Genomic DNA, 12,100 nt, shown 5'->3' with positions numbered 1-12,100 from the left:
CCCTTATTTTACTGCTCCATCTGATACCCCTTTGATGATTTCGCGCTGTGCAAAGAAGTAGAAAATGATAACTGGGACGATAGCCAGTGTCAATCCGGCAAGCGCTAAATGCCATTGTTTCGTGTATTCGCCAAAGAAGAAGAACATTTTCAATGGAATCGTTTCACTTCCTGGTGTATTAATAACAAGTGATGGCAATAAATAATCGTTCCAAATCCAAATGATGTTCAGAATCGCCACTGTCACGGTAATTGGTTTAAGGATTGGGAAGATAATATGCCAGAACACTTGCCAACGATTGGCACCATCAATGGTCGCCGCTTCATCAAGTGAGCGCGGGATATTGTTTAATGCACCGTGATACAAGAAAATCGAAAGACTTGCACCAAATCCGATATACATAAAGATCAACCCGCCGCGATTCAACATGTCAAACTTACCAAACACAGTCACAAGCGGAATCATTACTGATTGAAACGGGATTAACATCGCTGCTACGAATGTGAAAAAAAATACCGTACTAAGCTTACTTTTAGCACGCGATAAGGCGTAAGCTGCCATTGCCGAAAAGAGAATAATCAGCACTACACTAATAACGGTAATTAACAATGAGTTAAATAAGGTTTGCATAAAATCAAGTTCTTCAAATGCTTTAATGTAGTTATCAAAACTCCAGCTTTCTGGAGGACTAATCGTATCCATAAAAATTTCTTTTTTTGATTTAAACGAGTTCACGAACATCAGATAAAACGGGGCTAGCCATAAAATCGCTAACAACACGCCGAGAACTTCTAGCTTAATATTCCACTTTTTCTTCATTACATTTCGACCTCCTTACGTTTGTTCAGATACACCTGGACAAGAGCGATGATCGCTACGATGATGAAGAAAATGACGGCTTTCGCTTGCGCATAAGCAAAGGCATTTTGCATAAACGCTGTCTTGAAGATTTCCATCGCAACCATTTCTGTAGAGTTATAAGGTCCGCCGCCTGTTAGCGACAAGTTTTGGTCGTACAATTTAAACGTATTCGACAGCGTTAAGAACATGCTGACCGTAAACGCAGGTGCCACAAGTGGAAATACGACAAAACGGAAACGTTGGAATGAAGAAGCTCCGTCGATTTCAGATGCCTCTAGCAATTCTTTTGGCATCCCTTCCAAATAAGCAATATAGATAACCATGATGTAACCAGCCATTTGCCAGCTCATTAAGATAACCAATCCCCAGAAACCAGTGTCTGTTGTAGACAACCAGCCTTGCAAGCTTTCCATGCCGATAATTTCACCGACACTTGCAAATACTTTAATGAAAATAAACTGCCAAATAAATCCTAAAATTAATCCACCGATCAAGTTTGGCATAAAGAATGTTGTACGCAATAATTTACTTGAACGAACGCGACCTGTCACAAGAAGTGCAAGTGATAGCCCAATTACGTTAATTAAAATAACAGAGACTACTGAGAATTTCGTAGTGAACCAAAGCGAATCCAAGAAACGCTGATCGTGGAATAAGTCGATGTAGTTTTGGAATCCGACAAACTCACCTGTGTTAATGCCGTTCCAGGTAGTGAAGGAGTAATAGACACCAAGTAGCATCGGAACGATGACAACTAGCGTAAGTGCCAGTAAGACAGGGGCTAGAAACAACCAATAAGATAAATCTTTTGTACGCATACGGGCATCATTCCTTTCTTGTTTTGATCGGTGAAATTAAAATTCGGTTGAGAAATCGCTCCAGACCGACGCTTTTCCTCTTTTAATTTTGATTTGGTTAGCGATAGTCCGCAAAACAGCTGCGCTTGCCGCGGGCGAGCGCCAAGCCGCTTCGTCGCTCTGCTCCTGCAGGGTCTCGGCTGTCTCGCTTTCCCGCAGGCGTCTCCGCCGTTTTGCTACCTATCTTTTATTTTCGAGTAGCAATACTAACTGCTCTCACTTTGTATCTAGCAAATCTCTTAGCGCCGGCGCGTCCACGGGCTAGGCGGAACAATAAGACGAGTGCTCTTTTCGGCTTATTGTGTGAGCCATGCCCAAAGCGCGGCGCGGTTTAAACTTCTCAATTTACCCTAGTAACAAAACAAAGTAGCACAGAGGCTACTTTGTTTGAAACGCTCATAATGATCATTAACTTGCGAGTTGCTTATTTAGCTCTGTCTGTTTTCCAAGCTTCTTTTGCTGAGTCAATAACTTCATCCCAGCTTGCTTCGTCGCTTAGGTATTTTTGAATGTTCGCGCCAAGCTCGTCTTGTCCCCATCCAGTTGGGTAACCCATGAATACCCATCCGATTGTGTTACCTGACTCAGAAGCGTCGTAAATAGCTTTCGACATTGGATCAGAGATTTTTGATGTATCGTAACCTTCATAAGCTGGAATGAATTTAAAGTCTTCTAATACAGCTGTTTTACCTGCATCAGATGTGTACAACCAGTCTAAGAATTCTTTTGATTCTTTGATAACTGCTTCGTCAGCTTTTTTGTTTACGCCCCAATACATTGGTACGCCAACTGGTAGTCCAGCATTATCCATGCCTTCTACAGGAATCGGCATAAGGCCAACACCGCTGTCCGCAAGTTCTTGGTCAATGCCAGCGATTGAGCCGTAAGCCCAGTTTCCTTGTTGGATAATCGCTACGCGCTCAAGTGAGAACAATTCTTCTACTTGTTGCGAGTAATCAAGGCTAACTGTTGGTTGTTTCGAGTATTCGTTTTGCAAATCAACGATTTTCTTAAAGCCTTCTCCGTATTTGAAGTCAACTGTTTCTGCGTCAAATGCAGTTAATACGTTGTTATCGAATTCAGGTGCTAAAAATGTATTCGACAAGTGAAGTCCAGTTACCCACGTTTCTTTACCTGGGAAAGCGAATACCGATTCAAGACCAAGTTCGTCTTTTTTCGAATCCAATGTTTTCACAGCTTCTTCAAGTGATGCGTAATCCGTGATTGATGCAGGATCAATTCCTGCTTCTTCGAATAGACGTGTGTTGTAGATAAAGCCATAACCTTCTTGGTTATAAGGAAGTCCAAGTACTTCAGACTCAACTGTTACGCCGTCAAGTGTGCCTTCAAGAGCTGCACCTGATGCTGCTGTGTCTGTTAAATCTGCTAAGCTGTCTTTCCAGTCCGCTACATCTTGAGGTCCACCGATGTTAAAGATTGCGGGTTCGTTGCCAGATGCAAAACGTGAACGAAGTGCTGCGCCGTAATCTTCGCCGCCACCAACTGTTGTGATTTCAATATTAACGTTCGGGTTTTCTTCTTCGTAAAGTGCTACTACGTCTTCAAATTGTTCTTTGAATTCCACTTTGAATTGGAAAATATCAACGGTTACTTGCTCTTCGCCTTCAGATCCTGAACCAGCTTCTTCTCCATCACTGCTACATCCTGCTAAAACTGCTGCTGATAACATCAATGATGCTACAAGCCCCTTGCTAAACTTTAATTCTTTCATCAGTAAATCCCCCTTTAGAATGTTTGTGAAATCGTTTGCACAAAGCTTCAAATAAAAAATGAGAACGGACTGGAGCGTGTTCCCACAAATTAATTATCTGTATCATATCATTATGAAAACGTTTGCACAAGATGTCTTTTTAAAATAATTCAAAAACTTTTTTAGGACTTAAATGCAAAAAAATAGGAGCGGTTTCTTTCTCCGCTCCTATCTCACTCTACCGGTTTAATTTTCAAGAACTAATAATGCTGCACCTAAAATGCCGGCATCGTTTTCAAACTGTGCGACTTCCACCGGTACCGGATTTAATAAAACGGTATCCATCTTTTCCTGCAGTGAAGCCATCCATAAGCCTGCCGCTTCTGATACACCGCCACCGATAATGACCATTTCCATATCAAAGACTGCTTGCAAACTGCTGATAACAAGTGCTAAGTCAGCTGTAAATTCTTCTACAACTTTTTTAGCAGCGGGATCGGTTTGGGCATTTTCAAACAGTTCAGGTGGCGTTACTGGTAGCCCTGCTTCTTTGATGCGGCGCTTCAGTGCAGTTCCGGACACATACATTTCACTGCACCCTAAACGCCCGCACGCACATTTAACACCGTTTGGGTAAAGAATCATGTGGCCAAGTTCTGCCGCACCCCCGTGAGGCCCACCACTTAATAGTTTGCCGTCCCATAATACGCCACCACCAAGGCCCGTACCAAGTGTTAACACTACAACGCGATCTAGGCCTTGCGCGGCACCAAACTTCGCTTCTGCAAGTGCTACTACGTTGGCATCATTTTCGACTTCAACGCGCTTGCCTGTTGCTTTTTGAAGCCATTCTTTAACCGGTGTATCCGTCCAGCCTGGCAAAGTTTCTGCCGCGTAAATCACTTTTCCTTGTTTCGGATCGACAAAGCCGTGCGTGCCAATGCCAATTGCTTGAACTTCTGGCTGCTCCGCTAATATACGTAAAATGTTTTCTTCAAGATACGGATAAAGCGGAATAATCGTTGGAATTTTTTCCTCGTATATAATTTGACCGCTAGCATCAATAATGCCCATGCGGATTTTTGTGCCACCTATGTCGACTCCTAATACTTTTTCCATGGCTCCTCCTTATGGTCTTCGTTTTTAGTTGTAATAAACAACGGCTTCGTATGGTTCGAGTACGAGATTGTCTTCGTCATTGTGATGAGCATAATTGCCGATCAACTTATCGCCTTGTGGACGTTCTACTGTCTTTGGCTGATTTGAAAAATTGCAATAAACGGTCAAACTTTCTTTGTTCCACGTACGCGTATATGCGAATAATTCTTTGTCTTCGCGGTGCAATAACTGGAAATCACCATGCGTAATAATGTCCATGTTTTTCCGGAACGCGATGAGCTTTTTGTAGTATTGGTAAACCGAATCCGGATCTTGATGATCTGAAGCATTAATGTCTGTATAATTCGGATTTACTTTTATCCAAGGGGTCCCTGTCGTAAAGCCACCATTTGTCTCGGCCGACCATTGCATCGGTGTTCGTGCATTGTCTCGACCTTTGACATGAATCTTTGTCATGATGTCGTCATGCGAAATTCCCGCTGCGCGCTTTTCTTGATACATATTGATGGTTTCAATGTCTTTGTATTCTTCAATCGTATCAAAACGGACATTGGTCATACCTAGTTCTTCACCTTGATAAATATACGGTGTGCCTTGCATAAAGTGGAGACATGTCGCAAGCATTTTAGCAGATTCCACACGCCATTGTTGATCGTCACCAAATCGCGAGACTATGCGCGGCTGGTCGTGGTTGTTCCAATACAAACTGTTCCAACCTTCGTCGTGAAGACCGTGCTGCCATTTTTCCAGATTCTCTTTTAAATCGGTCAAATCGAGCGGCTTTAAATCCCACTTTTCTCCTGAGGCTTTGTCGAGATCCATGTGCTCGAACGTGAAAATCATGTTGAGTTCCTGATTTTGTGCAGCTGTATAATCGCGTGCTTCTTTAGGCGTTGTTCCTGGGGATTCACCGACTGTCACAATATCGTAGTGGGACAGCACTTGTTTGTTCATTTCTTTTAAGTAAGTGTGAACGTTAGGTCCGTTCATAAATTGGCTACTCGCATCGCCATCTGGTGCGTCTTGCATATCCGGAACTTTGGAAATCATGTTGATGACGTCCATTCGGAAACCGTCTATCCCTTTATCCAACCACCAGCGCATCATTTCATAAACGGCGCTTCGCATCTCTGGGTTTTCCCAGTTCAAGTCTGGTTGCTTTTTGGAAAACAAGTGCAAGTAATATTGGTTGCGTTCTTTTTGGTACTCCCACGTAGACCCACCAAAAAATGAACGCCAATTGGTTGGCTGATCGCGCCATATGTAAAAATCGGGATGGTCTTTAAACCACGCATGCTCATCAGACGTATGATTGACAACAAGATCCATAACCAATTTCATGTCACGCACGTGTACTTGTTCCAATAGCTCGTCAAAATCTGCCATTGTGCCAAATTCTTGCATGATTTCATAATAATCACGGATGTCATAGCCGTTATCGTCGTTCGGCGAATCATACACTGGTGATAGCCAAAGAATATCTACACCGAGTTCATGCAAGTAGTCGAGTTTCTGGATAATGCCACGAATATCACCGATTCCGTCACCATTTGAATCCATAAAACTTCGCGGATAAATTTGATACACAGTCGATTTTTTCCACCAGTCAGTCATTAAGATGCTCCTTTTCTCATAAAGTGAATACTATTCTAACATCATACATGAATCCGCTGTTTTGCCAACTACTTAATTTAATCTAAGGTTTTATTGTATAATGAATAAATTACGCAACTCTTCAAAACGATAAATTGCGAAAAGAGGTATTCGATGATCCATCAATTAAAAGAACTCTATCCTTCGCTTCAACTACTCGACCAAAGCACACTTTCATCAGATTCAGCCTATAAATGGTTTTCACTTTCAGACGGCGTCATTGTAGGCATACATGAAACAGAACTTGAGCCAAGAGATTTGTCTTTGCTCGCAACCTTTTTGACGCCTTACAATCCACTTTTCCCAACACTGACGGAGGAAGAAAAAAAGTGGTCCGATGTGGTTAATCCTGCTCTACTGACTGAGGAGAATAAAATCACATTAAATTCTCCGTATCGCTTTGTGCATTTTTCCATCCAAGAAAAACAAATTAGTCCTAATGCTTTTAAACAAGCCGTTCAAGACTTTTATGCGCAACACGTACCGATTTTATGGGAAAACGATCATCAAGGAATTTTGGTCGAATACGTAACAAAAGAAGACGGTCCAATCTCATACGAAGAAATCATCGATGTGTTGATGAGCGATTTGTATATTAAAATCCACTTTTTTGTGGGCCCGCTCCGGACGATTTTAGATGGTGCTGCCCCTCATTACCGCGCGATGGTAAATGGCGCAAAGACCGTTAGCCTTTATTCAACCAAACCCGTTATCAGTTATACGGATGCGGTTCCGTATTTAGTGATCGATCAAATACCAGAACCCCTCCAGAATGAAATAAGACAATCCGTTTTGCAAGATTATCAAGGTGACGAAGAAACGATGAAGATGATAGAGGTGTTTGTACGCAATAACTTAAATATCTCTGAAACAGCAAAGGCACTGCATATGCATCGCAATAGCTTACAATACCGTTTTGACCGTTTTTACGAGAATACCGGCATTGATGTGCGAAAATTTCATGACGCGATGGCTGTTTACTTAGCAATTCTCATTGAAAAGTAAATGTGCACAAAAACGCATATGAATTTTTAGGCAATTTTGATATTTCTTCTAAATTCTCTATCGGTTAAGCTGTTACCAATGACAAACAGATTATTGGGGGAAACCAAATGACGGGCTTAACTTTAGTAAATATTAAAAAAGAATATGAAAAAGGTGTAGTTTCTGTACAAGACTTTAACTTAGAAATTCGCGATAAAGAATTTTTGGTACTCGTCGGACCTTCAGGTTGTGGGAAATCAACAACACTTCGCATGATCGCTGGATTAGAAGATATTACAGACGGTGATTTGTATATCGGCGACAAACGCGTTAACGACGTGTCACCAAAAGACCGCGACATCGCGATGGTTTTCCAAAACTACGCTTTGTACCCGCATATGACAGTATATGAAAACATGGCATTTAGCTTGAAATTACGCAAAATGAAAAAAGACGAGATTAAAGCGCGTGTTGCTAACGCTTCAAAAATCTTAGGACTCGATGATTACTTAAACCGCAAACCGAAAGCGCTATCAGGCGGTCAACGCCAACGTGTCGCTTTAGGCCGTGCGATTGTCCGTGACGCTAAAGTCTTTTTGATGGATGAGCCTTTATCCAACCTTGATGCAAAATTGCGTGTGCAAATGCGCGCAGAAATCCAAAAATTGCACCGTCGCTTGCAAACAACAACTGTTTACGTAACGCACGATCAAACAGAAGCGATGACAATGGCGACTCGTTTAGTCGTTATGAAAGACGGCTTTGTTCAACAAGTCGGAACGCCAAAAGAAGTATACGACTTACCGGAAAACATGTTTGTTGGCGGATTTATCGGATCTCCATCTATGAACTTCCTACGTGGTAAATTAGTGGGTGACCATTTTGTAATAGGTAATTCTAAAGTTCTTATTCCAGATGGCAAGCTAAAAATGCTTCAAGATCAAGGCTATGAAAGCAAGAACCTTGTTCTTGGCATCCGTCCTGAAGATATTCACGATGAGCCGCTATTCTTGGAACATTCACCACATACAAAGATCCAAGCTTATATCGATGTTGCTGAATTAATGGGTGCAGAAATCATCCTTTACTCAAAAATTGACGACCAAGATTTCGTCGCACGCGTTGATTCTCGCTTTAGCGTTGAAGCTGAATCTACAGTGGACCTTGCGTTTGATATGAACAAAGCCCATTTCTTTGATGGCGACTCTGAATTGCGCATTCGTTAATCGAGCGTTTTTAACCACCGAGTATTTCTCGGTGGTTTTTTGTATGCAGCAGAAGTTTTACTGGATCATCTAGTGTCTATAAATACTCCATAAAAAAAGCCACCCAAAAGGGCAGCTAGTTGTTAAAACTCTTTAATGCCAGCAATGATTTGTTTTAAAGCATCGATCGATTTTAGTGGATCGTTTTGGCAATCCAAGCGATGATTAATGTCTGGCAATAGTGTTGATTTTAAATTTGGATTTGCTTTTAACAGCTCGAACGCACCTGCTGAGTAGTAGCGGTCTTTGTCGCCAATAAAGCACAATGCTTCATTTTTGCTGTTAACCATGGTGTTGAGAACTTGTTCTTGATTTAGTAATGGCGTTACCCATACAGCTTTTGCATCGCTGAATTCTGGGCGCAGCATTTCAGAGCCCATCGCAATCGTGCCAAGCGATTTGCCGACCAAGTAAAAGTCTTGATAGTTTCTTCCTTTGAGTACTTGGCTAATGACTAAACGGACATCATGAACAATCGCTTCGTTCAATTCCGTCATTGTGAACTCATCATATGCTTTGTCTGTGTATTGGTAGTTCACTCGCAACACGTCGTAATGTGCATTCAAGAAAATTTCTTCTGCGAAATGGAACAGCGGACTTTTTGTTGTATAACCAGCACCTGGCAAGAAAATAGCCAATTTTTTTGTGTAGTCTTCTGTGAGCATCACGGTATAAGGAACTTCGATCCCCTTGTAACCTACGACTTTGTTGTTTATTGCTTTCATAAAATTCACTCCTGTCTCTCTCTATTATAAAGAATATTCCATAAGTTTACTAAATATTTTTGAAATTAGCTATGATACAATCGATTTACCATTAATTTTTCGGGGAGGCTAACACATGTTAACGGAAAAAGACAAAATGCTCGCTGGGGAAATGTACGATCCGACTGATTCGGCGTTGCGCCAAAATCGCATGAATGCTCGCCGACTTAGCCGACTGTTCAATGAAACAACTGAGATGGATGGCCAAGATCGAACCGATTTACTTAAAAAATTACTTGGTACGACCGGCGACATGATTCACGTCGAACCTACCATTCGGTGTGATTACGGATACAACATTCACGTCGGCAATAATTTTTATGCCAATTTCGACTGCGTGTTTCTCGATGTTTGCGAAATTCGAATTGGCGATAACTGCATGATTGCCCCGGGCGTCCATATATACACAGCCACTCATCCGCTAAATGCGGCTGCGCGAAACTCCGGCAAAGAATTTGGTAAACCTGTCACAATCGGTGACAATGTTTGGATCGGCGGCCGGGCCATTATTAATCCAGGCATTACCATTGGCGACAATGCAATCATCGCAGCTGGCGCTGTCGTTACACAAGACGTGCCTGCGAATACATTGGTAGGTGGCAACCCCGCACGAATCATTAAACAAATTGAGGAATAAAAGCAATGCGCTCCGGCGCGTTGCTTTTTTGCTTTCCATCATTATACAAATAAATTATGAAAAAGCGAATTTTTTGTAAAAAATATGTTGGAAAGTTGGTGTAGCGATTTTGATTTCTTTAAAGGCTTTAAAAGTTCTGGTAAAGAGTTCGAAAATTCATGTATAAATTGCTATCCCGGTAAAGATGCTAAAAGTTCAGGTATAAGCTCCAAAAGTTCTGGTAAAGATCCGAAAATTTCAGGTAAAGAACCCAAGAGTTCAGGTATAACCTGCTATTCCGGTAAAGATGCTAAAAGTTCAGGTATAAGCTTTAAAAGTTCGTGTATAAACCCGAAAAATTCATGTAAAGAACCCAAAAGTTCATGTATAACCTGCTATTCCGGTAAAGATGCTAAAAGTTCAGGTATAAACCCGAAAAATTCATGTAAAGAATCCAAAAGTTCATGTATAACCTGCTATTCCGGTAAAGATGCGAAAAGTTTCAGGTATAAACTTTAAAAGTTCAGGTATAAACCCGAAAAATTCATGTAAAGAACCCAAGAGTTCACGTATAACCTGCTATTCCGGTAAAGATGCGAAAAGTTCAGGTATAAGCCTCAAAACATCGTGTAAGAGACGGCAAACTTCATATAAAGAGGCCTACCTTAATTTCTTCTTCATGTATTAAATTAAGTTGTTACTCTAATCACTCCTTTTCAACAGTTTAGTTCGTAATCTTCTGTACACGAACTTCTTAAATTTTATTTTCAGCTTATGTGCGGTATGATAGAGACAGAACATTTAGTAAAAAAGGATGTTGTAAGTCGAGCGCCACATGAGAATCGCAGTGCAAAATAGCAGATGCTTTTAATATCGCCCCCTCTTTTCACCAATCAATCCGAAGGCAATCCATTTGCCCATAGCGGTTATGAGTTTTTATTCGTATTGGATGGGGTGTTAACTGTTGAAGTGGACGGCGAACGCACCGAACTTGCCGAGCGACAATCCATCCTGTTTGATGCACGGAAACGACATTATTGGTTTAACTTAACGGAACACGATGTACAATTTTTACTCGTATCATCCAAAACGAATTAAGGGGAGTCCGTCTATGCATCCAGTCAAAGATCCGCAAGTAGATAAATTTATCGAAGGACTAGAAAATCCGGTACAAGACATTGTTTCTGAACTCCGCACATTGGTATTCGAAGCTTACCCAGAGATGGACGAAGGTTTTAAATGGTCAAAGCCGAGTTATGCTAAAGAAGGCCTCGTGTGTTATATGCAAACGGCAAAAGGTCATGTCAATTTCGGCTTTTACCGCGGCGCGGAACTCCGTGATGAATCCAATCTGCTCGAAGGCGATGGCAAAAAAATGCGGCACGTCCGCTTGAACCGGACCGATGAAATTCAAAGCGATGAACTGAAACTATTAATTTGGGATGCAGTAGAATTAAACCGAAAATAAGAAAACCGAGGTGCAAGTGCACCTCGGTTTTCTTATTTTGTCGCTTCGTATGTGATGATGGCATTTGCGTTTGGTGGGTAGTGGCCAAACTGATAGCCCGATGAAATCGAAATCTCTTTAAAACCAATGTTTTCTAAAAGGGTCCGGAATTCTTCAACGCCGTACCAGCGCATTGGATAGCGTTCGAGTTCGGTTTCCATCAACTTCCCTTCGCGCCAGCGCTCGTAACGCCCCTGTGAAACAAAAGTTTGTTGAATCCAATCCACTTTGATTTTCTTGCTTTCGACGGTTAGTGTATCGCCATTGAGCGCTTGCCACGTTCGAGTCGACGTTTTCTCCAGTTCGACGCCTGCTGGCACGTCCAAGTCGACAATTAATCGTCCGCCTGCTTCTAAGTGATTGTAGAAGTTTTGAAGCGCTTTTAGCGATTTTTTTCGTTCATCGAGCAATAGGAATGTTCCAGTTGGAATCACAACGGCTGCATATTTTTGGTCAACCGAAAACGACTCCATTTTTGCACGAAATAAATTCGGATGGAAGCCATGTTTTTCACAATTGGCTCGACATACTGTCAGCATTTCTTCGGATACATCAAATCCATCTACTTCGAACCCTTTTTCAAGCAACGGTACAAGCATGCGCCCAGTTCCCGTAGCTGGTTCTAAAATGCGGCCTTTACACGAACCGAGTCGTTCCAAGTAATATTCAATATCCCCGAACGAACTGCCAATCGGCTTGTCGAGATCGTACACTTCTGACGACAACTTGCTGTAATACCCTAACAACACCTCACCCCATCCTT

General features: G+C 41.8%; 12 protein-coding genes. 5 read left to right on the top strand and 7 right to left on the bottom strand.

Annotated features, from left to right (window positions below):
- Nucleotides 1-3: 3 nt before the first annotated feature.
- The 5 genes from BCM40_RS03170 to BCM40_RS03150 all read right to left on the bottom strand — a co-directional run bounded on the left by BCM40_RS03170 (nt 4) and on the right by BCM40_RS03150 (nt 6,162).
- Complete coding sequence (locus BCM40_RS03170; protein ID WP_065527190.1) at nt 4-819, bottom strand: carbohydrate ABC transporter permease; 816 nt, start codon at nt 817-819, stop codon at nt 4-6.
- Nucleotides 819-1,679, bottom strand: coding sequence for a carbohydrate ABC transporter permease (locus BCM40_RS03165; protein ID WP_065527191.1), 861 nt, complete (start codon nt 1,677-1,679; stop codon nt 819-821). Before BCM40_RS03165 ends, BCM40_RS03170 begins: the two co-directional genes overlap by 1 nt.
- Before the next feature lie 463 nt (nt 1,680-2,142).
- Entirely contained in the window at nt 2,143-3,450 is a 1,308-nt protein-coding gene (locus BCM40_RS03160; protein WP_065527192.1) for an ABC transporter substrate-binding protein, read from the bottom strand.
- Between the two features lie 225 nt (nt 3,451-3,675).
- Nucleotides 3,676-4,548: an ROK family protein gene (locus BCM40_RS03155; protein WP_065527193.1), complete on the bottom strand. Its 873-nt coding sequence runs from the start codon at nt 4,546-4,548 to the stop codon at nt 3,676-3,678.
- A 24-nt stretch (nt 4,549-4,572) separates the two neighbouring features.
- Nucleotides 4,573-6,162 carry a glycoside hydrolase family 13 protein gene (locus BCM40_RS03150; RefSeq protein WP_065527194.1) on the bottom strand — a complete coding sequence of 530 codons (1,590 nt, stop codon included), beginning with the start codon at nt 6,160-6,162 and terminating at the stop codon, nt 4,573-4,575.
- Nucleotides 6,163-6,315: 153 nt separating this feature from the next.
- Between BCM40_RS03150 and BCM40_RS03145 the strand changes: the two genes are divergently transcribed.
- Both BCM40_RS03145 and BCM40_RS03140 read left to right on the top strand, forming a co-directional pair.
- A complete protein-coding gene (locus BCM40_RS03145; protein WP_065527195.1) occupies nt 6,316-7,206 on the top strand; it encodes a PucR family transcriptional regulator in 891 nt (296 codons plus the stop codon).
- 107 nt (nt 7,207-7,313) lie between these two features.
- Complete coding sequence (locus tag BCM40_RS03140; RefSeq protein ID WP_065527196.1) at nt 7,314-8,411, top strand: ABC transporter ATP-binding protein; 1,098 nt, start codon at nt 7,314-7,316, stop codon at nt 8,409-8,411.
- 122 nt (nt 8,412-8,533) lie between these two features.
- Here the strand turns inward: BCM40_RS03140 and BCM40_RS03135 are convergent, their stop codons facing one another.
- Entirely contained in the window at nt 8,534-9,175 is a 642-nt protein-coding gene (locus BCM40_RS03135) for an alpha/beta family hydrolase (RefSeq protein ID WP_065527197.1), read from the bottom strand.
- Between the two features lie 115 nt (nt 9,176-9,290).
- Here BCM40_RS03135 and BCM40_RS03130 point away from each other — a divergent pair, with 115 nt between their 5' ends.
- From BCM40_RS03130 to BCM40_RS03125, 3 genes are all read left to right on the top strand, one after another.
- The gene (locus tag BCM40_RS03130) at nt 9,291-9,851 is read left to right on the top strand and encodes a maltose acetyltransferase domain-containing protein (protein WP_065527198.1); all 561 of its coding nucleotides are present in this window, start codon (nt 9,291-9,293) and stop codon (nt 9,849-9,851) included.
- Between the two features lie 840 nt (nt 9,852-10,691).
- Entirely contained in the window at nt 10,692-10,928 is a 237-nt protein-coding gene (locus tag BCM40_RS16240) for a cupin domain-containing protein (RefSeq protein WP_238323747.1), read from the top strand.
- Nucleotides 10,929-10,941: 13 nt separating this feature from the next.
- A complete protein-coding gene (locus BCM40_RS03125; RefSeq protein WP_065527199.1) occupies nt 10,942-11,298 on the top strand; it encodes a DUF1801 domain-containing protein in 357 nt (118 codons plus the stop codon).
- 32 nt (nt 11,299-11,330) lie between these two features.
- Here BCM40_RS03125 and BCM40_RS03120 read toward each other — a convergent pair whose 3' ends face one another.
- Nucleotides 11,331-12,083, bottom strand: a complete 753-nt coding sequence (locus BCM40_RS03120) for a class I SAM-dependent methyltransferase (protein ID WP_065527755.1) — start codon at nt 12,081-12,083, stop codon at nt 11,331-11,333.
- Between the last annotated feature and the right edge of the window lie 17 nt (nt 12,084-12,100).

It is taken from the genome of Planococcus donghaensis, from assembly GCF_001687665.2.
GTDB lineage: Bacteria > Bacillota > Bacilli > Bacillales_A > Planococcaceae > Planococcus > Planococcus donghaensis.
Note: the sequence above shows the minus strand (reverse complement) of the source record. Positions and strands in the feature narration are given on the sequence as shown.

Bases quoted from the DNA above. Each gene is read 5' to 3' on its own strand.
- BCM40_RS03160 (WP_065527192.1), bottom strand. From the start codon at position 3,450: ATGAAAGAATTAAAGTTTAGCAAGGGGCTTGTAGCATCATTGATGTTA.
- BCM40_RS03155 (WP_065527193.1), bottom strand. From the start codon at position 4,548: ATGGAAAAAGTATTAGGAGTCGACATAGGTGGCACAAAAATCCGCATG.
- BCM40_RS03135 (WP_065527197.1), bottom strand. From the start codon at position 9,175: ATGAAAGCAATAAACAACAAAGTCGTAGGTTACAAGGGGATCGAAGTT.
- BCM40_RS03125 (WP_065527199.1), top strand. From the start codon at position 10,942: ATGCATCCAGTCAAAGATCCGCAAGTAGATAAATTTATCGAAGGACTA.
- BCM40_RS03145 (WP_065527195.1), top strand. From the start codon at position 6,316: ATGATCCATCAATTAAAAGAACTCTATCCTTCGCTTCAACTACTCGAC.
- BCM40_RS03140 (WP_065527196.1), top strand. From the start codon at position 7,314: ATGACGGGCTTAACTTTAGTAAATATTAAAAAAGAATATGAAAAAGGT.
- BCM40_RS03130 (WP_065527198.1), top strand. From the start codon at position 9,291: ATGTTAACGGAAAAAGACAAAATGCTCGCTGGGGAAATGTACGATCCG.
- BCM40_RS03165 (WP_065527191.1), bottom strand. From the start codon at position 1,679: ATGCGTACAAAAGATTTATCTTATTGGTTGTTTCTAGCCCCTGTCTTA.
- BCM40_RS16240 (WP_238323747.1), top strand. From the start codon at position 10,692: ATGCTTTTAATATCGCCCCCTCTTTTCACCAATCAATCCGAAGGCAAT.
- BCM40_RS03170 (WP_065527190.1), bottom strand. From the start codon at position 819: ATGAAGAAAAAGTGGAATATTAAGCTAGAAGTTCTCGGCGTGTTGTTA.
- BCM40_RS03150 (WP_065527194.1), bottom strand. From the start codon at position 6,162: ATGACTGACTGGTGGAAAAAATCGACTGTGTATCAAATTTATCCGCGA.